General features: G+C 59.9%; 19 protein-coding genes, 2 tRNA genes and 1 pseudogene. 2 read left to right on the top strand and 20 right to left on the bottom strand.

The window, feature by feature from the left end; all coding sequences use genetic code 11:
* Positions 1-120 (top strand): annotated as a pseudogene (locus tag ACK59H_RS16380) (antibiotic biosynthesis monooxygenase); the annotation flags it as partial.
* 82 nt (positions 121-202) lie between these two features.
* On the opposite strand, the gene ACK59H_RS16385 reads toward ACK59H_RS16380, so the two are convergent.
* The 16 genes from ACK59H_RS16385 to rlmE all read right to left on the bottom strand — a co-directional run bounded on the left by ACK59H_RS16385 (position 203) and on the right by rlmE (position 16,175).
* A complete protein-coding gene (locus ACK59H_RS16385; RefSeq protein WP_060478634.1) occupies positions 203-553 on the bottom strand; it encodes a BON domain-containing protein in 351 nt (116 codons plus the stop codon).
* A gap of 261 nt (positions 554-814) precedes the next feature.
* Positions 815-2,920 (bottom strand): polyribonucleotide nucleotidyltransferase, encoded by a 2,106-nt coding sequence (gene pnp / locus ACK59H_RS16390; protein WP_060478635.1) that lies wholly within the window; start codon positions 2,918-2,920, stop codon positions 815-817.
* A gap of 250 nt (positions 2,921-3,170) precedes the next feature.
* Positions 3,171-3,440, bottom strand: coding sequence for a 30S ribosomal protein S15 (gene rpsO / locus ACK59H_RS16395; RefSeq protein ID WP_016391796.1), 270 nt, complete (start codon positions 3,438-3,440; stop codon positions 3,171-3,173).
* A gap of 148 nt (positions 3,441-3,588) precedes the next feature.
* The gene (truB, locus tag ACK59H_RS16400) at positions 3,589-4,506 is read right to left on the bottom strand and encodes a tRNA pseudouridine(55) synthase TruB (RefSeq protein ID WP_186478853.1); all 918 of its coding nucleotides are present in this window, start codon (positions 4,504-4,506) and stop codon (positions 3,589-3,591) included.
* Between the two features lie 3 nt (positions 4,507-4,509).
* Positions 4,510-4,908, bottom strand: a complete 399-nt coding sequence (gene rbfA / locus ACK59H_RS16405; RefSeq protein WP_033696035.1) for a 30S ribosome-binding factor RbfA — start codon at positions 4,906-4,908, stop codon at positions 4,510-4,512.
* 116 nt (positions 4,909-5,024) lie between these two features.
* The gene (gene infB / locus ACK59H_RS16410; RefSeq protein ID WP_186478854.1) at positions 5,025-7,562 is read right to left on the bottom strand and encodes a translation initiation factor IF-2; all 2,538 of its coding nucleotides are present in this window, start codon (positions 7,560-7,562) and stop codon (positions 5,025-5,027) included.
* A gap of 27 nt (positions 7,563-7,589) precedes the next feature.
* Positions 7,590-9,071: a transcription termination factor NusA gene (nusA, locus tag ACK59H_RS16415; RefSeq protein ID WP_060478638.1), complete on the bottom strand. Its 1,482-nt coding sequence runs from the start codon at positions 9,069-9,071 to the stop codon at positions 7,590-7,592.
* 59 nt (positions 9,072-9,130) lie between these two features.
* Positions 9,131-9,589 carry a ribosome maturation factor RimP gene (gene rimP, locus ACK59H_RS16420; protein ID WP_009685348.1) on the bottom strand — a complete coding sequence of 153 codons (459 nt, stop codon included), beginning with the start codon at positions 9,587-9,589 and terminating at the stop codon, positions 9,131-9,133.
* Positions 9,590-9,719: 130 nt separating this feature from the next.
* Positions 9,720-9,796, bottom strand: a tRNA-Met gene (locus ACK59H_RS16425).
* Between the two features lie 100 nt (positions 9,797-9,896).
* Positions 9,897-9,982: transfer RNA gene (locus ACK59H_RS16430), tRNA-Leu, on the bottom strand.
* Positions 9,983-10,003: 21 nt separating this feature from the next.
* Positions 10,004-10,399, bottom strand: a complete 396-nt coding sequence (secG, locus tag ACK59H_RS16435) for a preprotein translocase subunit SecG (RefSeq protein ID WP_060478639.1) — start codon at positions 10,397-10,399, stop codon at positions 10,004-10,006.
* Between the two features lie 4 nt (positions 10,400-10,403).
* The gene (gene tpiA, locus ACK59H_RS16440; RefSeq protein WP_350492059.1) at positions 10,404-11,159 is read right to left on the bottom strand and encodes a triose-phosphate isomerase; all 756 of its coding nucleotides are present in this window, start codon (positions 11,157-11,159) and stop codon (positions 10,404-10,406) included.
* A 66-nt stretch (positions 11,160-11,225) separates the two neighbouring features.
* The gene (gene glmM / locus ACK59H_RS16445; RefSeq protein WP_409264634.1) at positions 11,226-12,566 is read right to left on the bottom strand and encodes a phosphoglucosamine mutase; all 1,341 of its coding nucleotides are present in this window, start codon (positions 12,564-12,566) and stop codon (positions 11,226-11,228) included.
* Between the two features lie 16 nt (positions 12,567-12,582).
* The gene (folP, locus tag ACK59H_RS16450) at positions 12,583-13,434 is read right to left on the bottom strand and encodes a dihydropteroate synthase (RefSeq protein WP_207937183.1); all 852 of its coding nucleotides are present in this window, start codon (positions 13,432-13,434) and stop codon (positions 12,583-12,585) included.
* Between the two features lie 8 nt (positions 13,435-13,442).
* Positions 13,443-15,347, bottom strand: coding sequence for an ATP-dependent zinc metalloprotease FtsH (gene ftsH, locus ACK59H_RS16455; RefSeq protein ID WP_060478643.1), 1,905 nt, complete (start codon positions 15,345-15,347; stop codon positions 13,443-13,445).
* Between the two features lie 201 nt (positions 15,348-15,548).
* Complete coding sequence (gene rlmE / locus ACK59H_RS16460; RefSeq protein ID WP_054885642.1) at positions 15,549-16,175, bottom strand: 23S rRNA (uridine(2552)-2'-O)-methyltransferase RlmE; 627 nt, start codon at positions 16,173-16,175, stop codon at positions 15,549-15,551.
* A gap of 102 nt (positions 16,176-16,277) precedes the next feature.
* On the opposite strand from rlmE, the gene yhbY reads away from it, so the two are divergent.
* Complete coding sequence (gene yhbY, locus ACK59H_RS16465; protein ID WP_054892619.1) at positions 16,278-16,586, top strand: ribosome assembly RNA-binding protein YhbY; 309 nt, start codon at positions 16,278-16,280, stop codon at positions 16,584-16,586.
* 122 nt (positions 16,587-16,708) lie between these two features.
* On the opposite strand, the gene ACK59H_RS16470 is transcribed toward yhbY, so the two are convergent.
* From ACK59H_RS16470 to carA, 4 genes are all read right to left on the bottom strand, one after another.
* Complete coding sequence (locus ACK59H_RS16470; RefSeq protein WP_081016655.1) at positions 16,709-17,158, bottom strand: MFS transporter; 450 nt, start codon at positions 17,156-17,158, stop codon at positions 16,709-16,711.
* Positions 17,136-17,618, bottom strand: a complete 483-nt coding sequence (greA, locus tag ACK59H_RS16475) for a transcription elongation factor GreA (protein ID WP_261744742.1) — start codon at positions 17,616-17,618, stop codon at positions 17,136-17,138. The genes ACK59H_RS16470 and greA overlap by 23 nt, the downstream gene beginning before the upstream one ends.
* The gene (carB, locus tag ACK59H_RS16480) at positions 17,615-20,836 is read right to left on the bottom strand and encodes a carbamoyl-phosphate synthase large subunit (protein WP_060478644.1); all 3,222 of its coding nucleotides are present in this window, start codon (positions 20,834-20,836) and stop codon (positions 17,615-17,617) included. Before carB ends, greA begins: the two co-directional genes overlap by 4 nt.
* A 106-nt stretch (positions 20,837-20,942) precedes the next feature.
* Positions 20,943-22,079, bottom strand: a complete 1,137-nt coding sequence (carA, locus tag ACK59H_RS16485; RefSeq protein WP_060478645.1) for a glutamine-hydrolyzing carbamoyl-phosphate synthase small subunit — start codon at positions 22,077-22,079, stop codon at positions 20,943-20,945.
* Between the last annotated feature and the right edge of the window lie 227 nt (positions 22,080-22,306).

Below are 22,306 nucleotides of genomic sequence, written 5' to 3' on the forward strand. Positions count from 1 at the left end.
GCGTACGAAGCGCATATTCAGACTGCGCATTTTCGTGACAGCAGGCCCCTGGTCGAACCTCTGATCCTCGAGCAGGAATGCTTCGAGAGCGATGTGGTAGCCCGCAATCCGGGCTTCTGACTGCACAAAAAAGCAAGCCCCGGTAAAAACCGGGGCTTGCTGGGTATGAGTGGCCAAATCCGTTTGGCCGACGGGACAATCCTTATTCGGCTTTCAGGCCGTCAGCCATAACGCTCTTAACGCCCTTGATGTTCTTGGTGATGCGTACTGCTGTGTCTTTTTGAGCCTCGGTAACTTTCACATCAGAAGACAGGGATACGACGCCGTGGCTGGTTTCAACTTTGATGTCGCTGCCTGGGACGCCTTTTTCGGTCATCAGATCAGCTTTCACCTTGGTGGTGATCCAGGTGTCCGAACCTTCCTGCTTGGCATTATCCACAGTGTTGGAAGCCAGCATGACCGGAGCTTGAGTAGCTTCGGCAGCGAACGCGCCGTTAGCCATGGTCAGCGTCAGGGCAGTAGCAGTGGCGGCAGCAATGGCAAACTTCTTCATGTGATTTACTCCTGTTTATCGATAGGTCTGCGCCTTAATGGTTGGCGGCAGATATAAAAGTAATTGCAGTTGCTGTGCCAACCTTGAATAAGTATTTTTCCCTTAAAAATCAGATACTTGAAAAAAGGGCGCCATAATTGGCTCGTGCATTTTGCAATCAGCAGGAAAAAGCTGCATGCAAGATGCAAGTCCGCAAAAGGTTCCCGAAGCGCATAAAAAAAGGGCCCTGAAAGGGCCCTTTTTCGTTTTCAGGTCAGACGCTTAGACGCCCGAAGCCTTGGCTGCAGCTACGTCTTTGATCGACAGCTTGATACGGCCGCGGTTGTCCACGTCCAGTACCAAGACCTCGACTTCCTGGCCTTCTTTCAGCACATCGGTCACTTTCTCGACACGAGCGTCGCTCAGCATCGAGATGTGCACCAGGCCGTCTTTGCCTGGCAGGATGTTGACGAAGGCGCCGAAGTCGACGATGCGCTCGACCTTGCCGACGTAGATCTTGCCGATCTCGGCCTCGGCGGTGATGCCCAGAATGCGCTGCTTGGCAGCTTCTGCCGCATCTTTGGTTTCGCCGAAGATCTTGATCGAGCCGTCGTCTTCGATGTCGATCGAAGCCTTGGTTTCTTCGCAGATGGCGCGAATGGTCGCGCCGCCCTTGCCGATGACGTCACGGATCTTGTCGGTGTCGATCTTCATCGCGATCATGGTCGGGGCGTTGGCCGACAGTTCGGTACGCGACTGGCCAATGATCTGGTTCATCTGACCGAGGATGTTCAGGCGCGCTTCCAGGGCTTGGCCCAGGGCGATCTCCATGATTTCTTCGGTGATGCCGTTGATCTTGATGTCCATCTGCAGCGCGGTCACGCCTTTGGCGGTACCGGCTACCTTGAAGTCCATGTCGCCCAGGTGGTCTTCGTCACCCAGAATGTCGGTCAGAACTGCGAATTTCTCGCCTTCCTTGACCAGGCCCATGGCGATACCGGCAACCGGCGCCTTCATCGGCACGCCAGCGTCCATCAGCGCCAGGGAGGCACCGCAGACCGAAGCCATGGAGCTGGAGCCGTTGGATTCGGTGATTTCCGACACTACACGAATGGTGTACGGGAACACGTCAGCAGCCGGCAGCATGGCCTGTACCGAACGACGGGCCAGGCGGCCGTGACCGATTTCGCGGCGGCCAGCACCACCCATGCGGCCACACTCGCCTACCGAGAACGGTGGGAAGTTGTAGTGCAGCATGAACGGGTCTTTTTTCTCGCCTTCAAGGGTGTCCAGCAGCTGGGCATCACGTGCAGTACCCAGGGTCGCAACGACCAGGGCCTGAGTTTCGCCACGGGTGAACAGCGCCGAACCGTGAGTCTTGGGCAGCACGCCAACTTCGATGTTCAGCGGGCGCACGGTCTTGGTGTCGCGGCCGTCGATACGAGGCTTGCCGTTGACGATGTTTTCGCGCACGGTGCGGTATTCGATTTCGCCGAAGATCTCTTTGACTTCAGCAGCCGACGGCTGGCCTTCCTCACCGGAGAACTTGGCAACGGCCTGATCGCGCAGCTCGCCCAGGCGCGCATAGCGGTCAGCCTTGACGGTGATGGTGTAGCCCTGGGAAACGGCTTCGCCGAATTCGGCGCGGATGGCGTTGAACAGCTCGGTGTTGGCAACGGCCGGTTTCCAGTCCCAGGTTGGCTTGCCAGCTTCTGCAGCCAGCTCTTTGACCGCCTGGATGACCGCCTGGAATTCGTCGTGGGCGAACAGTACTGCGCCCAGCATCTGGTCTTCGGTCAGCTCTTGTGCTTCGGACTCAACCATCAGCACGGCGTCGGAAGTACCGGCAACAACCATGTCCAGGCTCGAGGCAGCCAGTTGCTCGTAAGTCGGGTTCAGCAGGTAGCCAGTGCTTTCGTGGAAGGCAACGCGGGCTGCGCCGATCGGGCCTTCGAACGGAATACCGGAGATCGCCAGGGCGGCCGAGGTACCGATCATCGCTGCGATGTCCGGGTCGGTCTTCTTGCTGGTCGAAACCACGGTGCAGACGACCTGCACTTCGTTCATGAAGCCTTCTGGGAACAGCGGGCGGATCGGACGGTCGATCAGGCGCGAGGTCAGCGTCTCTTTCTCGGAAGGACGGCCTTCACGCTTGAAGAAGCCACCTGGGATCTTGCCGGCAGCGTAGGTCTTTTCCTGGTAGTGGACAGACAGAGGGAAGAAGCCCTTGCCTGGGTCGGCCTGCTTGGCGCCGACCACGGTCACCAGCACGGTGACATCGTTGTCGACGGTAACCAGCACGGCGCCGGTTGCCTGACGGGCAATACGGCCCGTTTCGAGAGTAACGGTCGATTGACCGAACTGGAATTTCTTGATTACCGGGTTCACGGTTTCCTACCTTTTTTCAGTGGCTCTGGGGGAACTGGTTTCTTGCGAATTCTTGGGCAGAACGGGGAATCGGCCCCATTGACCGTCCAGATACAACACGAGGTTGGGAGCCTGGCCGCTGCGCGGTAAACCGCTCAGCACAACCAGGCTGCCAACCTCGCAGATACGCGTGGCGTGCCCGACGGCGATACTGCAAAGCAGCATAGCCGAAGCTTGCGACACGCCATGCACACCACTGACCAGGCCGCTATTAGCGACGCAGGCCCAGGCGACCGATCAGGGCGCTGTAACGAGTGGTGTCTTTGCCCTTCAGGTAATCCAGCAGCTTACGACGCTGGTTGACCATACGGATCAGACCACGACGGGAGTGGTGGTCTTTATCGTTGGCCTTGAAGTGGCCTTGCAGCTTGTTGATGTTGGCGGTCAGCAGAGCAACCTGCACTTCCGGGCTACCGGTATCGCCGGCGGCTTGCTGGTAATCGGCAACGATCTGAGCTTTTTCTTCAACGCTGAGGGCCATGAGGCTTCTCCAAATTCAACGGATCCCGCAAGCGGGCTCCAATAGGCCAGGGACTGAACCCTGTATTAATAAAATGAGTTGTGACCGTGCCTACTAACAGCCACCCTCGCCCACCGGTTTTGGCACAAGCCTCGGCCGATGGTTTCGGTCATTCCGACCGAATCAGTCGACGCGGCGCGATGCGCCCGTCTTCGCTCACCTCACCGATACCGATGAAGCGGGCATTGTGATCCTGTACGCGGACCATGCCGAACTGCGGTGCATCCGGCGCCCGCACTGCCTGGCCATGCAGCCAGTAGAACGCGCTGTGCTCGGACAGGCACACCAGTGGCCAGTCTTGCAGCCCACTGTCGGACGGCATCAGGAAGCGGTCGAGCGCCTCATTTCCGCCTTCGGCGTGGGCCTGCTCGAGTTCCTCGAGGGTAACCGTCTGGGCCAGGGCGAAGGGCCCGGCCTGGGTGCGGCGCAGCTCGGCGACGTATGCACCGCAACCTAGCGCCTCACCTATATCCTCTACCAGGGTACGGATATAGGTGCCTTTGCTGCAGCCTACCGACAATCGCGCGCGGGTGCCTTCGCACTCGAGCAACTCCAAGCGGCCAATAGTAACAGAACGCGCCTCGCGCTCCACTACCTCTCCTGCACGCGCCAGCTTATAAAGCGGCTGGCCGTCGCGCTTGAGTGCCGAGTACATCGGCGGTACCTGACGGATTTCTCCGCGAAAACGCGGGATCACGGCTTCGATGTCGGCGCGACCAACGGTCACTTCGCGGGTCTGCAGGACTTCGCCTTCGGCGTCAGCAGTAGTAGTAGTCTGCCCCATCTGCATGACCGTTTCGTAGCCCTTGTCGGAATCGAGCAGGTACTGCGAAAACTTGGTGGCCTCACCGAAGCACAGTGGCAGCACGCCGGTTGCCAGCGGGTCAAGGCTGCCGGTGTGGCCAGCCTTCTCGGCATTGAGCAGCCAGCGGACTTTCTGCAGCGCAGCATTGGAAGTGAAACCCAGCGGCTTGTCGAGCAGGATGATGCCGCTGACGTTGCGGCGGATACGTTTGACCTGGGCCACCGCTTACTCCTTGGCGTCCGGCTCGTCGGCATCCTTGTGCAGGCGGTCTTCGGCCACTGCACGCTCGATCAGCGCCGACAGGTGAACACCGCGGCTGACACTTTCATCGAAGTGGAAGTGCAGTTGCGGCACGCTGCGAAGCTGCATCGAGCGGCCCAGGTGCAGGCGCAGGAAGCTGGCGGCGCTGTTCAAGGCCTTGAGCGACTGCTGCACGGCGTCTGGCGCTTCTTCGCCCATGACGGTGATGAAGACCTTGGCATGGCCCAGGTCGCGGCTGACATCCACGGCGGTGATGGTCACCAGGCCGACGCGTGGGTCCTTGACTTCACGGCGGATCAGCTCGGCCAGCTCACGCTGCATCTGATCCCCGATACGTTGGGTACGGCTGTATTCTTTGGCCATTCTTGCTACCTGTAACTTAAAGCGGCAAACGCCCGGTGAGGCGGGTGCCTGACCGGGCGCTACCTACTGAGGCGCTGCCCACCGCCCTGCGGCGGGGGCTGGCGCCCTGCTCTCCCTTAGAGGGTACGAGCAACCTGGACTTTCTCGAAGACTTCGATCTTGTCGCCGACCTTGACGTCGTTGTAGCTCTTGACGCCAATACCGCACTCCATGCCCGAACGCACTTCGGCAGCGTCGTCCTTGAAGCGACGCAGCGATTCCAGCTCGCCTTCGAAGATCACAACGTCTTCGCGCAGTACGCGGATCGGACGGTTGCGGTATACGGTACCTTCGATGACCATACAGCCAGCGATGGCGCCGAACTTCGGCGAACGGAACACGTCACGCACTTCGGCCACACCCAGGATGTTCTCGCGAACATCGCTGCCGAGCATGCCGGTCAGAGCTTTCTTGACGTCTTCGATGATGTCGTAGATCACGTTGTAGTAACGCATATCCAGACCTTCCTGCTCGACAATCTTGCGCGCACCGGCATCGGCACGCACGTTGAAGCCGAACAGTACTGCATTCGAAGCCAGCGCCAGGTTGGCGTCGCTTTCGGTGATACCACCGACGCCGCCACCGATCACGCGTACCTGAACTTCGTCGTTGCCCAGGCCCGACAGCGAACCCTGCAGTGCTTCCAGGGAGCCGCGAACGTCGGTCTTGAGGACGATGTTGAGGGTCTTCTTCTCTTCCTGACCCATGGTCTCGAAGATGTTTTCCAGCTTGCCGGCGTGAGCACGGGCCAGCTTGACCTCGCGGTACTTGCCTTGACGGAACAGGGCAACTTCACGGGCCTTCTTCTCGTCGGCAACCACGGACAGCTCGTCACCGGCTTCCGGGGTACCGTCCAGGCCAAGAATCTCGACCGGGATCGACGGGCCGGCTTGCTTCACAGGCTTGCCGTTCTCGTCGAGCATGGCACGCACGCGGCCATAGTTGGAGCCGCACAGGACCATGTCGCCCTGACGCAGGGTACCGTCCTGAACCAGGATGGTTGCCACCGGGCCACGGCCCTTGTCCAGGCGCGATTCGACCACCACGCCACGACCAGGAGCGGTCGGAGTAGCGGTCAGCTCGAGGATCTCGGCCTGCAGCAGGACGGCTTCAAGCAGCTCGTCGACACCGGTACCCATCTTCGCCGAAACCTTGACGAATGGCGTGTCACCACCCCAGTCTTCGGAGGTTACGCCTTCGACGGCCAGTTCGTTGCGAATGCGATCGAGGTCGGCACCAGGCTTATCGATCTTGTTCACTGCAACCACCAGCGGAACGCCAGCTGCCTTGGCATGCTGAACGGCCTCGCGGGTCTGTGGCATCACGCCGTCGTCCGCCGCCACTACCAGGATGACGATGTCGGTGGCCTTGGCACCACGGGCACGCATCGCGGTGAACGCGGCGTGGCCTGGGGTATCGAGGAAGGTGACCATGCCGCGGTCGGTTTCCACGTGGTAGGCACCGATGTGCTGGGTGATACCACCGGCTTCGCCGGCAGCTACCTTGGCACGACGGATGTAGTCGAGCAGCGAGGTCTTGCCATGGTCAACGTGACCCATGACGGTGACAACCGGCGCGCGGGATTCAACTTCACCTTCGAACTTCAGCGACTCGGCCAGGGAGTCTTCCAGGGCGGTATCGCTGACCAGGGTCACTTTGTGGCCCAGTTCTTCGGCGACCAGCTGAGCGGTTTCCCGGTCGAGCACCTGGTTGATGGTGACCGGCGTACCCAGCTTGAACATGAACTTGACCACTTCGGCGCCCTTGACGGACATCTGGTTGGCAAGCTCGGAGACGGTAATGGTCTCGCCGATGGTCACGTCACGGATGACGGGGCCGGTCGGGTTCTGGAAGCCGTGCTGGTTGCGTTTCTTCAGCTTGCTCTTGCCACCGCGGCCACGGCGTACGCCATCGCTTTCTTCATCTGTGGTGCGTGGCGCGGCACGAGGGGTCGGAGCTTTTTCCTTCTCCTTGACCTTGACCTTGATCGACACACGTGGCGCTTCGCCACGACGCTCGCCACCACGACGGTCTTCGTCACGGGTGCGGCCTTCGTTGCGACGGGCTTCGTCCTTCTTGCGCTCGGCAGCACGGGCTGCGGCGTCTTCGGACGCTGGTGCGTCGGCCACGACCGGAGCTGGAGCTGGTGCCGGCGCGGGCTCAGCCTTGGCGGCAGGCGCCGCAGTGGAGGCAGTGGCTTGCGCCTGACGGCGAGCCTGCTCTTCATTGCGCTGGCGCACTTCGGCCTCGACCTTTTCGCGAGCGGCATTTTCAGCCGCGCGGCGCTCATCGAGCTCACGTTTTTGCTCAGCCTGGATTTCTTCCTGGCTGCGCTGCACGAAAACTTTCTTCTTGCGTACTTCTACGCTGATGCTCTTGCTACCGGCGACACGCAGGGTGCTGGTGGTTTTGCGCTGCAAGGTAATCTTGCGCGGCTCTTCCGCCTTGCTCTTGTGGCTGCTTTTCAAATGGGTCAGCAGAGTCTGCTTCTCATTGTCGGTCACTACCTGACCGGCGTCGGTGTGCGGCAGACCTGCCTCACGCATCTGCTGCAGCAGGCGCTCTACCGGTGCCTCGACCTCTTGGGCCAGTTCTTTCACCGTGACTTGCGTCATGCACTTCTCTCCTCAGGCCGCGCCTAATTACTCGAACCAGTGGGCTCGGGCGGCCATGATCAACTTGCCGGCACGCTCTTCGTCGATGCCGTCGATGTCGAGCAGGTCGTCAATCGACTGCTCGGCCAGGTCTTCGCGGTTAACCACGCCGCGCACCGCCAGTTCCGCTGCCAGGTCCTTGTCCATGCCCTCGAGGGAGAGCAGGTCTTCGGACGGATGAGCGTCTGCCAGTTTTTCTTCGGTAGCGATGGCCTTGGTCAACAAACGGTCCTTGGCACGAGCGCGCAGCTCATTGACGATATCTTCGTCAAAGCCATCGATGTTGAGCATTTCTTCCAACGGTACGTAGGCAATTTCTTCGAGGCTGGTGAAGCCTTCGTCGACCAGCACTTGGGCCAGCTCCTCGTCGACTTCCAACTCTTCGATGAAATTGCGCAGGATGTCGCCGGTTTCAGCCTGTTGCTTGGCCTGGATGTCCTTCTCGGTCATCACGTTCAGGGTCCAGCCAGTCAGCTGACTGGCCAGGCGAACGTTCTGACCACCACGGCCAATGGCCTGGGCCAGGTTGTCTTCGGCGACGGCGATGTCCATTGCATGGGCATCTTCATCAACGATGATCGCCGCGACTTCAGCCGGCGACATGGCGTTGATGACGAACTGCGCCGGGTTCTCGTCCCACAGGACGATATCCACACGCTCACCACCCAGCTCGCCGGATACGGCCTGGACGCGCGAACCACGCATGCCGATGCAGGCACCTTGCGGATCGATACGCTTGTCCTTGGAGCGGACGGCGATCTTGGCACGCGAACCCGGATCACGGGAGGCTGCCATGACTTCGATGAGGCCTTCGGCGATTTCCGGCACTTCGATGCGGAACAGCTCGATCAGCATCTGTGGCGCGGTACGCGACAGAATCAGCTGAGGGCCGCGGTTCTCGGTGCGGATTTCCTTGAGCAGGGCACGCAAGCGTACACCGACTCGGAAGGTCTCACGTGGAATGATGTCTTCGCGGGCCAACAGGGCCTCGGCGTTGTTGCCCAGGTCAACGATGACGTTGTCGCGGGTAACTTTCTTGACGGTGCCGGAGATGATCTCGTTGACCCGCTCGCGGTAGGCGTCGACCACCTGGGCGCGCTCGGCTTCACGGACCTTCTGCACGATGACCTGCTTGGCGGTCTGCGCGGCGATACGGCCGAACTCGATGGACTCGATCTTTTCTTCGATCACATCACCGATTTTGGCTTCCGGATGCGTGTCCTTGATCTTGTCCAGCCAGGTTTCGATCGCAGGATCGTCCAGGTCGTTTTCGTCGACCACGGTCCAGCGACGGAACGTTTCGTAGCTACCGGTGTGGCGGTTGATTTCCACACGCAGGTCGACTTCGTCCTCAAAACGTTTTTTGGTTGCAGTGGCCAGGGCCACCTCCAGCGCTTCGAAAATGACGCCGGGCGGTACACCTTTTTCGTTGGATACCGATTCAACAACCAGCAGTACTTCTTTGCTCATCGTACGCCTCGCCTTGCGCAAGCCATTGGGCCCGGATAATCCGCCGGGCCCGGCACGTCTCAGTCAAAACTGGGAATAATATTGGCCTTGTCGATCGAGTCGATCGGCAGCAGGAACTCTTGGTTGTCCACCTGAACCACCACATCCTGCTCCTCCACACCACGGAGAAGGCCCTGGAAGTTACGACGACCCTCGAAGGGTGAACGCAGCTTGATCTTCACTTGTTCGCCGGCATGCGAGGCAAACTGTTCCAACGTGAACAGTGGGCGATCCATGCCTGGAGAGGAGACCTCAAGGGTATATTCGCTGCTGATAGGATCTTCCACATCGAGGATCGCGCTGGCCTGCCGGCTGACCGCTTCGCAGTCGTCCACCAGGATGCCACCTTCCTTGTCGATATAGATGCGCAGTACCGAATGCTTACCCTGGGATACGAACTCGATCCCCCAGCACTGATAGCCCAGACCCTCGACCACCGGGGCCAACAAGGCCTGCAACTGTTCTAGCTTGCTCGACACCTGAACCCCCTCGTGCATGCTGTGCAAATAAAAAATGGGCGAAGCGCCCATCCCTGAAAGCGCCGTAGGACAACGACGCCGTAAATTCTTCAGCTAGCAAAAAGCCCCTTAAAAGGGGCTCCGCTGAAGCTGGTTGCGGGGGCTGGATTTGAACCAACGACCTTCGGGTTATGAGCCCGACGAGCTACCAAGCTGCTCCACCCCGCGACAAAGCTGGGGCGAAAGTATAAGACCTAACCTACTCAAGGGTCAAATCCAAACCTTCACCTGCAAGAAAGCCCGCTAAAGCGGGCTCTCAAGCTTCAATTGGTACCGAGAAGGGGACTCGAACCCCTACACCCTATGGGCACAACCACCTCAAGGTTGCGTGTCTACCAATTCCACCACCTCGGCAATACTACTACTTGAAACCCGTTACTTCTGCTCTTCGGCCGGAGGAGGTACATCACCTTTAGGGGTGGTTTCGCTCTTCTGCTCCTGGAGCACCGGTACATCATCATTAACTGCCGGTTTGGGCTGCTCTTTCACTTCTAGCACTGCTGGATCTGGAAGACCTGCTTGGCTAAGCTGATGAGCTTGTTGCTTCGCGAAGTATCCTAACCCAAGTGCTGTCAAAAAGAAAGTGGCAGCGAGTATAGCAGTTAATTTACTTAGGAACGTTGCAGAACCTTGGCTTCCGAACACAGTGTTTGAGGCACCTGCGCCGAAAGATGCTCCTGCTTCCGCACCTTTACCCTGTTGCAGCAGAACCAGCACTACAAGCGACAGCGCTGCCAACAGATGAAAAACAACGATAACTGTTTCCAGCATTTGTTCAGTTTCCTGCGGCGCGACAAATTGCACCGAATTCGTCTGCGTTCAGGGAAGCTCCACCAATGAGCCCCCCATCGATATCCGGCATGCCGAACAGTTCGGCCGCATTGGCCGCCTTCACGCTGCCGCCGTAGAGAAGCTGCACGCTTGCGGCAACTTCGGCGTCTTCGGCTGCCAACTGCGCCCGGATGGCTGCGTGCACATCCTGAGCCTGCTGAGGCGAAGCCGTCAAACCTGTGCCAATGGCCCAAACAGGCTCATAGGCAATTACTGCTTTGGCAAAAGCCTTAACACCGAACGCGTCGATGATACTGCTTAGTTGCCCCCCGACAACTTCGAGGGTTTTGCCTGCCTCGCGCTCTTCGAGGGTTTCCCCTACGCAAAGCACCGGCATTAAACCACTAAGTTGAGCGGCTGCAAACTTCTCTTTCAACACTTCTTCACTTTCGCCAATGATCTGGCGGCGTTCGGAATGGCCAATCAAGACAAACTTGCAACCTGCTTCAACCAACTGACTGGGTGCAACTTCACCGGTCAGCGCGCCCTGTTCGGGCTTTATTGCAGAATTCTGTGCTCCGACGGCGATTTCCTTGCCTTGCAACCCATCAATGACTTGATTGATGAATAACGTTGGCGGAAACACCGCTACTTCGACACCGTTCGGCACGGACATATCGCCCAGGCCCAGGATCAGCTCAGCGACGCTGGCGCGGGTACCGTGCATCTTCCAGTTACCAGCTACCATGGGGCGACGCATGCTTTACCTCGTCGGTCAAAGTGGGCGCAGATCTTACCCAACCCGATCTGCGCTGGCAAGCCTCTTTCAGGCACAAACTTCGGTGACCAGCTTGGCCAAGGCTTCGGCATGGCCGCGCACCTGGTTTTCGTCGTCGCCTTCGACCATCACCCGCACCAAGGGCTCGGTGCCGGATTTACGCAGCAGCACGCGCCCACGCCCAGCCATGGCTTCGGTGGCCTTGGCACTGGCTTGCTTGACCGCAGGGTGCTCCAACGGGTCGACCTTGCTCGCACCAAAGCGCACGTTGATCAGCACCTGAGGGCACTTGCGCAAAGCCTGGCGGGCCTGAGCCAGGGTTTCACCCCGGCGCTTGAGCGCCATCAGCACCTGCAGCGCGGCAATGATCGCGTCACCCGTCGTGGTGTGATTGCAGCAAACGACATGCCCGGAGTTCTCCCCGCCAATCAACCAGTCACGCTCGAGCAGCTCAGCCATCACGTAGCGATCGCCAACCTTGGCGCGCACGAAGGGGATATCCAGGTCCTTGAGCGCCAGCTCCAGGCCCAGGTTGCTCATCAGTGTGCCGACCACCCCGCCCTGCAACTTGCCACGTTCGTGCAGGTCGCGAGCAATGATGTAGAGCAATTCGTCACCGTCGACGATCGCCCCTGTGTGATCGACCATCAGCACGCGGTCACCATCGCCGTCAAAAGCGATACCCAGGTCGGCATGACCGACCAGCACGGCAGCCTGCAACGATTCGATGTGAGTCGAGCCGCAACCCTCGTTGATGTTCAGGCCGTCGGGCTGCGCATGGAGCACGGTCACATCGGCTCCAAGCTCGCGAAACACGCTTGGTGCAACCTTGTAGGTGGCGCCGTGAGCACAATCGACCACCAGTTTGAGGCCTTCGAACCCAGTACTGCTCGGCACGCTGCTCTTACAGAACTCGATGTAGCGCCCCGCCGCATCGTTGATGCGCGACACCTTGCCCAGTTTGCTCGATTCGACCACGGTCATCGGCTGGTCGAGCAACTCTTCGATCATCAATTCGACTTCGTCGGGCAGCTTGGTGCCTTGGCCTGAGAAGAACTTGATGCCGTTGTCATCGTGAGGGTTGTGCGAGGCACTGATGACAATGCCGGCTTCGGCATGGAAGGTGCGGGTCAGGTACGCGATGGCCGGGGTCGGCATCGGCCCGAGCAGCATCACGTCAGCACCGGCCGCCGACAAACCCGCTTCAAGCGCCGATTCGAACATGTAACCGGAAATACGCGTGTCCTTACCCACCAGCACCCGGCAGTTGCCTTGCTTGCGGAAGGCCATGCCGGCCGCCCAGCCCAGCTTCAACATGAAATCCGGCGTGATCGGGTATTCACCGACGCGGCCACGGATACCGTCGGTACCAAAGTATTTTCTGCTCATAGTGACTCCAAAGTTCTTATTCGGCGTTCTGCACCGCGGCGATCATGCGCACGACATCGACGGTTTCGGCCACATCATGGACGCGCAGGATGCTGGCACCCTTGGTCATGGCCAATGCTGCCAGCGCGAGGCTGCCATACAGTCGCTCATCGACCGGACGGTTCAACGTAAGGCCGATCATGCTTTTGCGCGAAACGCCCACCAGCAGCGGGCGACCAAGGCGATAGAACGCTTCTAGATGTTTGAACAGGCTAAGGTTGTGCGCCAGTGTCTTGGCGAACCCGAAACCTGGATCAAGAATGATGCGCTCAGCGGGGATACCTGCAGCAGCGCACGCCGCCATGCGCTGTTCGAGGTAGCTCACCACCTCGGCGGCGACATCGTCGTAATGCGGATCATCCTGCATGTTCCCAGGCTCGCCACGCATATGCATCAGGCAAACCGGCAAGCCGGTGTCCGCCGCGGCATCCAGGGCGCCGTCGCGCTCCAGGGCACGTACGTCGTTGATCAGGCCAGCACCAAGGCGCGCCGATTCGCGGATTACCGCGGGCGTGGAAGTATCGACTGAGATCACCACATCGAACCGGCTGTTGATGGCCTCGACCATCGGCGCCACGCGCTCGATCTCTTCAGTGACCGAAACCGCACGCGCACCGGGCCGGGTCGACTCACCCCCGATGTCGATCAAGGTGGCGCCAGCCGTGATCATCGCCTCGGCATGGCGCAACGCCTCGTCGCGCTGGCTAAAGCGACCGCCATCGGAGAAGGAATCCGGGGTGACATTGAGAATACCCATAACATGGGTACGGGAAAGGTCAAGAACCCGGTTGCCGCAAGGCAACCGGGTCGGGTACTGCACTGAGCTCATAGATGCCCTTAGTGTTGCGCTGCCGGCCCGCCGATCGGCGATTCCGGACGATCGTCCTGGGCTGCTGGAGTGCCCGAGTTCTTATCATCGTCCCAGTCACGAGGCTCACGCGGTGTACGGCCAGCCATGATGTCGTCGATCTGATCGGAGTCGATGGTTTCGTACTTCATCAGCGCTTCGGTCATCGCTTCAAGCTTGTCGCGGTTCTCGATCAACAGCTGCTTGGCCGTGGCATAGCACTGGTCGATGATGCTGCGCACTTCGGAGTCGATCAGCTTGGCGGTTTCACCGGAGACGCTTGCGTGCTGGCTGCCAGCGCTACGACCGAGGAACACCTCACCTTCTTCTTCGGCGTACATCAGCGGGCCTAGTTTTTCCGACAGGCCCCATTTGGTCACCATGTTACGAGCGATCTGGCTGGCGCGCATGATGTCGTTGGAGGCACCAGTGGTGACACCATCGAAGCCCAAAGTCATTTCCTCGGCAATACGGCCGCCGTACAACGAGCAGATCTGGCTGATCAAGGCGCGCTTGGACAGGCTGTAACGGTCTTCTTCCGGCAGGAACATGGTCACACCCAGGGCCCGACCACGGGGAATGATCGAAACCTTGTAGACTGGGTCGTGCTCAGGCACCAGGCGCCCGACGATGGCGTGGCCCGCTTCGTGGTAAGCGGTGTTTCGTTTTTCTTTCTCGGACATGACCATGGTTTTGCGCTCTGCGCCCATCATGATCTTGTCTTTGGCCAGCTCGAACTCTTTCATCTCGACCAAGCGCTTGTTGGCACGTGCCGCAAACAGCGCAGCCTCGTTGACCAGGTTGGCTAGGTCGGCACCGGAGAAGCCCGGGGTACCACGGGCAATCACAGCCGGGTTGACGTTATCGCCGATCGGCGCCTTGCGCATGTGCACCTTGAGAATCTGCTCACGCCCGCGGATATCCGGCAAGCCCACCACGACCTGGCGGTCGAAGCGACCAGGGCGCAACAGCGCAGGGTCGAGCACGTCCGGGCGGTTGGTGGCGGCGATGACGATGATGCCATCGTTCATTTCAAAGCCGTCCATCTCCACCAGCAGCTGGTTGAGGGTTTGCTCACGCTCGTCGTGACCACCGCCCATGCCGGCACCACGATGGCGGCCGACCGCGTCGATCTCGTCGATGAAGATGATGCAAGGCGCGTGCTTCTTGGCCTGCTCGAACATATCACGCACACGGCTGGCACCCACGCCGACGAACATCTCGACGAAGTCAGAACCGGAAATGGTGAAGAACGGCACCTTGGCTTCACCGGCAATGGCTTTTGCCAGCAATGTTTTACCCGTGCCAGGCGGGCCGACCATCAGCACGCCGCGAGGAATGCGGCCACCCAGGCGCTGGAACTTGCCTGGGTCGCGCAGGAACTCGACCAGCTCGCCAACCTCTTCCTTGGCTTCGTCGCAACCGGCGACGTCAGCCAGCGTGGTCTTGACCTGATCTTCGGACAGCAGCCGCGCCTTGCTCTTGCCAAAGCTCATCGGCCCGCCTTTGCCCCCTGCACCACCCTGCATCTGGCGCATGAAGAACATGAATACGGCGATGATTACCAATATCGGGAAGCTCGCCACCAACAGCTGAGTCCAGATGCTCTGCTGCTCGGGCTGCTTGCCTTCGACGACCACGTGATTGTCGACCAGGTCGCCGATCAAGCCATTGTCGGTGATGGCTGGGCGGACGGTCTTGAAGTTGTCACCGTCGGTGCGCTTACCTGTGATGATGTAGCCGTCGACAGTCACACGCTCGACCTTGCCATCCTTGACCTGCTGGATGAAGTCGGAGTAGTTGAGGGTCTGCGGCTCGTTAGGGCTGGAGAAGTTGTTCATCACCGTCACCAGGACGGCTGCGATGATCAACCAGAGGATCAGATTCTTTGCCATGTCGTTCAATTCGCTACCCTCTGAGGCCGGCGCACGACGCAGCCGTGCCTCGCATGATATTCATCGCCCTAACTTACTACATTACCTACGCATCCGCAGGCACCGTCTGTAACCCTTTGTGAAACTCAGACTACACGAAGATCGGACGATCCAGACGCGAGAGCCGATTGGAAATAACTATCGACCAACGCGCAATTCGCCTCATGCTCCTTTGAAACCCCTGCCCAGCAAGTACTGCTCACGGGAACGATCCCGCGATGACGAAGGTTTGCGCATCTGCACCTTGTCGAACTTGCTACGCACGTCCTTGAGGTACATATCGAAACCCTCACCCTGGAAAATCTTGATCAGGAAGTCCCCGCCTGGTTTGAGCACGCGGGTCGCCAGATCCAGGGCCAGCTCGCAGAGGAACATGGCTCGCGGCATGTCGACCGCAGGCGTACCACTCATATTGGGGGCCATGTCGGAAATCACAAGGTCCACGTGCGAATCACCGACCGCCTGCAATATCTGCTGCAGCACTTCGTCCTGGGTGAAGTCACCCTGGATGAAGGTCACGTCGGGGATGGAGTCCATTTCCAGGATGTCCGAGGCGATCAGTCGCCCCTGGCCACCAATCAGACGACTGGTCACCTGTGACCAGCCCCCCGGGGCCGCACCGAGGTCGATGACGCTCATGCCGGGACGGATAAGACGGTCTTTCTCCTGGATCTCCAGGAGTTTGTAGCTAGCACGCGAGCGGTAGCCGTCCTTCTGCGCCTGTTTCACAAAAGGATCGTTGAAATGCTCTCGCAGCCAGTTTGCGCTGCTTTTGGAACGTTGTACCACGGGGCACCTCGATGATATGCGTGGTGATTGACTGGGCGGAGCCGGTGGCCCTCGGGTAAAATGCCGGTCAATTTTACAGAATCAGACGGAAAGGGTCAGATTATGCCGCTCAATAACGAGCAGAAGAAGCAATACAAATCCATTGGTCACGACCTCAAGCCGGTCCTGATCGTCGCTGGCAACGGTTTGAACGAAGGCGTCATCGCTGAACTTGAGCGTGCACTGGCCGACCATGAACTGATCAAGGTCGAAATCCGCTCGGAAGACCGCGAAGAACGTGCCGCCGCCATTGCCGAACTGTGCAAGGCGGGCCGCGCCGAGCTGGTACAGACCATTGGCAAGAAGGCGTTGATCTATCGCAAGAACCCACAGCCGAACAAGCAACTGTCCAACATTCACCGTTACAAGTAACGGCTAGGGCTTTCCAACAGCCCTGTGCGATGCCTGTGGGAGCGGGCTTACCTGCGAACACGGGCCAAGCCCGTGCCAACCACCGCACCGCCTGCTTGCACAGGGGCCGCGGTTGAGCCCAGTCAGTGGCGCGCTTGGCGCGCCCTGAGCGGGACCGGCTGGGCTACCAGCACGATGCCGGAGAAACCCAACACCAGGAAACAGAACATCTGCCAGCGCTCGCCGACCGAAATACCGTAGCGCAAGGTGTAGTACCCCACGCAGGCCGCAAGGCCCAACAACAGCATCTGCCCGCGAAACTGCCGCCACCAGGCCGCCAGGCCGTCCACTCTCGCCAATACCGCCAGCTGAGTGAGCAAACCAAGCAGTGCCACGCCGATCAACCAACGGTCGATCTGCCCGGCGACATCCTGCACCAGCAAGGGTGCAAGGCCACTGACTTTCAGCGCCGGCACCAACCCCACATGGAACACCCAAAGGCCACCGACCCAGAAAACCTGGGCCAGTTGCCAGAGGATCCCCTCAAGGGATGGCGCCCGTAGGCGCCGCTCAGATGTGTTTGACTTCGACAATCTCGTACTCGACCGTACCGCTTGGTGTCTTCACCACCACGGTGTCACCTTCTTCTTTGCCAATGATGGCACGGGCGATAGGTGCGCTGCTCGAAAGCTTGCCTTGTTTCACGTCAGCTTCATCTTCGCCAACGATCTGGTAGGTGACCTCATCGTCGGTTTCGGTGTTGGCCAGCACCACGGTGGTGCCGAAAATCACCTTGCCGGTGTGAGCGATGGTAGTGACGTCGATCACCACCGAGTTCTGCAGGCGGCCTTCGATGTCACGGATGCGCGCCTCGACCATGCCCTGCTCTTCACGGGCGGCGTGGTATTCGGCGTTTTCCTTGAGGTCACCCAGCTCGCGCGCTTCGCCAATGGCTTGGCTCAGGCGCGGGCGCTCGGTCTTGCTCAGGAAAGTCAATTCCTCTTCCAGGGCGCGAGCGCCCTGGACGGTCATCGGGTATTTGGTAATGCTCATGCTTTGAGTCCTGCATGCAGATCCTGCAGGCGACGAACAGTCTTCTCGGGACCGAATTTCAACGCCTCGCAGATGGCTTCACCGGCCGCAATGGTAGTGGTGCAGTAGATCTTGTGCTGCAGCGCATTGCGGCGAATTGAGTAGGAGTCGGCGATCGACTGACGGCCTTCGGTGGTGTTGATGATCAGCGACACTTCGTCGTTCTTGATCATGTCGACCACGTGTGGGCGGCCTTCGGTCACCTTGTTCACACGGCGCACTTTCAGGCCAGCGGCTTCGATGACCTTGGCAGTGCCTGCCGTTGCAACCACTTCGAAGCCCAGGGCGATCAGGTCCCGGGCAACGCCCGCCACTTGCGGTTTGTCGTCGTCGCGCACGCTGATGAACGCGGTACCGCCAGTAGGCAGCACTTCGCTGGCACCCATCTGGGCCTTGGCAAAAGCTTCGCCGAAGCTGTCGCCGACACCCATGACTTCACCGGTCGATTTCATCTCAGGGCCGAGGATCGGGTCAACCCCTGGGAACTTGGCGAACGGGAAGACGGCTTCCTTGACGCTGTAGAAGTTCGGGATGATTTCCTGGGTGAAGCCCAGCTCCTTCAGGGTTTTACCAGCCATGACACGGGCTGCGATCATCGCCAGGGAAGTGCCGATGCACTTGGACACGAACGGTACGGTACGCGAGGCGCGTGGGTTGACTTCGATCACGTAGATCTTGTCGCCCTGCAAAGCGAGCTGCACGTTCATCAGGCCGACGACACCCAGTTCCAGGGCCATTTTCTTGACCTGTACGCGTACTTCGTCCTGCACTTGCTGGCTCAGCGAGTAAGGCGGCAGCGAGCACGCCGAGTCACCGGAGTGAACACCGGCCTGTTCGATGTGCTGCATGATCGCGCCGATCACCACGTCGGTGCCGTCGCAGACCGCATCCACGTCCATCTCGATGGCGCAGTTGAGGAAGTGGTCGAGCAGCACTGGGCTGTCGTTGGATACCTGTACCGCTTCACGCAGGTAGCGCTTGAGCTCGTCCAGTTCGTAGACGATTTCCATGGCGCGGCCGCCCAGCACGTAGGATGGGCGCACCACCAGCGGATAACCGATGCCGCCAGCTGCGCTGATGGCCTCTTCTTCGCTGCGCACGGTAGCGTTTGGCGGCTGCAGCAGGCTCAGGCGCTGCACCATCTGCTGGAAGCGCTCACGGTCTTCGGCGCGGTCGATGGCGTCCGGGCTGGTGCCGATGATCGGCACGCCAGCTTCTTCCAGGGCGCGAGCCAGTTTCAGCGGGGTCTGGCCGCCGTAGTGAACGATGACGCCTTTGGGTTTCTCGACGCGGCAGACTTCCAGCACGTCTTCCAGGGTCAGTGGCTCGAAGTACAGGCGGTCGGACGTGTCATAGTCGGTGGAGACGGTTTCCGGGTTGCAGTTGACCATGATGGTCTCGTACCCGTCTTCACGCAGCGCCAATGCGGCGTGCACGCAGCAGTAGTCGAACTCGATGCCTTGGCCGATACGGTTCGGGCCACCGCCGAGAATCATGATCTTGTCGCGGGTCGACGGGTTGGCCTCGCACTCTTGCTCATAGGTGGAGTACAGGTAGGCGGTGTCGGTGGCGAACTCGGCGGCGCAGGTGTCGACGCGCTTGTAAACCGGGAACACTTCCAGCTTGTGACGGTGACGGCGCAGGTTCTTGTCGGTGATGCCCAGCAGCTTGGCCAGGCGCTGGTCCGAGAAGCCCTTGCGCTTGAGGCGCAACATGTAGTCCTTGTCGATCGACGACAGGGCCAGGGTCTTGACCTTCTCTTCTTCCTTGATCAGGTCTTCCATCTGCACCAGGAACCACATGTCGATGCCGGTCAGCTCGAAGATCTGCTCGCAGGTCATGCCCGAGCGCATGGCGTCCGCGACATACCAGATGCGCTCGGCACCCGGCACGGTCAGTTCGCGCTTGAGGATGCTGGCGGCTTCCGGGTTGGCCAGGTCGACTTTAGGGTCCAGGCCGCAGGCGCCAACTTCCAGACCGCGCAGGGCTTTCTGCAGGGACTCCTGGAAGGTACGGCCGATGGCCATGACTTCACCCACGGATTTCATCTGGGTGGTCAGGCGGGCGTCGGCTTTCGGGAATTTCTCGAAGGCGAAACGTGGCAGCTTGGTGACGACGTAGTCAATCGACGGTTCGAAGGACGCTGGGGTGCGGCCGCCAGTGATGTCGTTCTGCAGCTCGTCAAGGGTGTAACCAATGGCCAGCTTGGCGGCGATCTTGGCGATCGGGAAGCCGGTAGCCTTGGACGCCAGAGCGGACGAACGGGAGACGCGCGGGTTCATTTCGATCACGACCATACGGCCAGTGTTCGGGCAGATGCCGAACTGAACGTTGGAACCGCCGGTTTCCACGCCGATTTCACGCAGCACCGCCAGCGAGGCGTTGCGCATGATCTGGTATTCCTTGTCGGTCAAGGTTTGTGCAGGCGCGACAGTGATCGAGTCGCCGGTGTGCACACCCATCGGGTCGAAGTTCTCGATGGAGCAGACGATGATGCAGTTGTCCTTCTTGTCACGGACAACCTCCATCTCGTATTCCTTCCAGCCGATCAGCGATTCGTCGATCAGCAGCTCTTTGGTCGGCGACAGGTCCAGACCGCGGGTGCAGATCTCTTCGAATTCTTCACGGTTGTAGGCGATACCACCGCCAGTGCCGCCCATGGTGAACGACGGGCGGATGATGCACGGGAAGCCAAGCTTCTCGAGGACCGCGTTGGCCTCTTCCATGCTGTGAGCGATGCCGGAGCGCGGGCACTCCAGGCCGATGTCCTTCATGGCCTTGTCGAAACGCGAGCGGTCTTCGGCCTTGTCGATGGTGTCGGCATTGGCACCGATCATCTCGACACCGAACTTTTCCAGAACGCCGTGGCGCTCCAGGTCCAGCGCGCAGTTCAGTGCAGTCTGGCCACCCATGGTCGGCAATACGGCGTCAGGGCGCTCTTTCTCGATGATCTTGGCCACCGACTGCCATTTGATCGGCTCGATGTAGGTGGCGTCGGCCATGGCCGGGTCGGTCATGATGGTGGCCGGGTTGGAGTTCACCAGGATGACGCGGAAACCTTCCTCGCGCAGGGCCTTGCAGGCCTGGGCGCCGGAATAGTCGAATTCGCAGGCCTGGCCGATCACGATCGGGCCAGCGCCGAGAATCAGGATGCTTTTGATGTCTGTACGTTTTGGCATGGTTGTCACTCAAATCCGCGGGTCAGTCGGCAAGCCGTCTTGAACAATCTGGGTCAGGCGCTTCCGGACGCGGCGCGAGCCGGCCCGGGGCCTTGATGCAAAATGCTCAGCGGCGCTTGGCCATGGCATCGGTGAAACGATCGAACAGTGGCGCGACGTCGGTCGGGCCTGGGCTCGCTTCAGGGTGGCCCTGGAAGCTGAACGCGCTCTTGTCGGTGCGCTCGATACCCTGCAGGGTGCCGTCGAACAGCGACTTGTGGATGGCGCGGACGTTGCCCGGCAGGGTGGCTTCGTCAACGGCGAAGCCGTGGTTCTGGCTGGTGATCATGACCACGCCGGTGTCCAGGTCCTGGACCGGGTGGTTGGCACCATGGTGGCCGTGGCCCATCTTCACGGTCTTGGCGCCCGAGGCCAGGGCCAGCAGCTGGTGACCCAGGCAAATGCCGAACACCGGGATGTCGGTTTCGAGGATTTCCTTGATCGCCTGGATGGCGTAGTCGCACGGCTCCGGATCACCAGGGCCATTGGACAGGAACACGCCGTCCGGATTGAGCGCCAGCACTTCGCTGGCCGGAGTCTGGGCAGGCACCACGGTCACGCGGCAGCCGCGGGCGACCAGCATGCGCAGGATGTTCAGCTTGACGCCATAGTCGAACGCAACAACGTGGTACGGCAGGTCGGCCGCGTCGATGGTCGGGTGGCTGTCGGTTTTCAGCTCCCATACACTGGAGCGCCACTCATAGCGCTCCTTGGTGGAAACAACTTTGGCCAAGTCCATGCCTTTAAGGCCTGGGAAGCCACGGGCAGCGGCGATGGCGGCCTCTTCGCTGATGTTGTCACCAGCCAGGATGCAGCCGTTCTGAGCGCCTTTCTCACGCAGGATACGGGTGAGGCGACGGGTGTCGATACCGGCGATGGCAACGACGTTGTTAGCCTTGAGGTATTCAGGCAGCGACTGGGTGTTACGCCAGTTGCTGGCCAGCAGCGGCAGGTCACGAATGACCAGGCCAGCCGACCAGACACGGTTCGACTCGGCGTCTTGCGGCGTGGTGCCGGTGTTGCCGATGTGCGGGTAGGTCAGGGTAACGATTTGCTGCGCGTAGGAAGGGTCTGTAAGGATTTCCTGGTAGCCGGTCATAGCGGTGTTGAATACCACCTCACCAACGGTCTGACCGTCGGCACCAATGGCTTCACCGCGAAAAATACTGCCGTCGGCAAGGGCGAGTATGGCTGGCTTTGTCAAGAAGACCTCCCGTTAATCAAGCATGAAAGGGCGATCGCAGGTTGCAAAAAAGCGGAGTGACGTATGGACACGTCACCCCGCTTTTATGTGCTGAATTCAATTCGCTGCGCGCTTTTAGTGGACACACTAAAGCTGTAGCTTACAGAAAAGTGCGTTTTGGGTCTACCGCATATGTGCCTCTAAAGCACATCAATGCGACAGGCCGCCATTGGCGTGGCCTGCTTCGT

Origin of the sequence: Pseudomonas sp. KCJK9000 (assembly GCF_046230725.1) — a bacterium.
Taxonomy (GTDB): domain Bacteria; phylum Pseudomonadota; class Gammaproteobacteria; order Pseudomonadales; family Pseudomonadaceae; genus Aquipseudomonas; species Aquipseudomonas promysalinigenes.

Bases quoted from the DNA above. Each gene is read 5' to 3' on its own strand.
- ACK59H_RS16385 (WP_060478634.1), bottom strand. From the start codon at position 553: ATGAAGAAGTTTGCCATTGCTGCCGCCACTGCTACTGCCCTGACGCTG.
- secG (WP_060478639.1), bottom strand. From the start codon at position 10,399: ATGCTGGAAACAGTTATCGTTGTTTTTCATCTGTTGGCAGCGCTGTCG.
- infB (WP_186478854.1), bottom strand. From the start codon at position 7,562: ATGACGCAAGTCACGGTGAAAGAACTGGCCCAAGAGGTCGAGGCACCG.
- nusA (WP_060478638.1), bottom strand. From the start codon at position 9,071: ATGAGCAAAGAAGTACTGCTGGTTGTTGAATCGGTATCCAACGAAAAA.
- rpsO (WP_016391796.1), bottom strand. From the start codon at position 3,440: ATGGCCCTCAGCGTTGAAGAAAAAGCTCAGATCGTTGCCGATTACCAG.
- rbfA (WP_033696035.1), bottom strand. From the start codon at position 4,908: ATGGCCAAAGAATACAGCCGTACCCAACGTATCGGGGATCAGATGCAG.
- tpiA (WP_350492059.1), bottom strand. From the start codon at position 11,159: ATGCGTCGCCCCATGGTAGCTGGTAACTGGAAGATGCACGGTACCCGC.
- glmM (WP_409264634.1), bottom strand. From the start codon at position 12,566: ATGAGCAGAAAATACTTTGGTACCGACGGTATCCGTGGCCGCGTCGGT.
- greA (WP_261744742.1), bottom strand. From the start codon at position 17,618: ATGAGCATTACCAAATACCCGATGACCGTCCAGGGCGCTCGCGCCCTG.
- carB (WP_060478644.1), bottom strand. From the start codon at position 20,836: ATGCCAAAACGTACAGACATCAAAAGCATCCTGATTCTCGGCGCTGGC.
- folP (WP_207937183.1), bottom strand. From the start codon at position 13,434: ATGAGCTCAGTGCAGTACCCGACCCGGTTGCCTTGCGGCAACCGGGTT.
- yhbY (WP_054892619.1), top strand. From the start codon at position 16,278: ATGCCGCTCAATAACGAGCAGAAGAAGCAATACAAATCCATTGGTCAC.
- ftsH (WP_060478643.1), bottom strand. From the start codon at position 15,347: ATGGCAAAGAATCTGATCCTCTGGTTGATCATCGCAGCCGTCCTGGTG.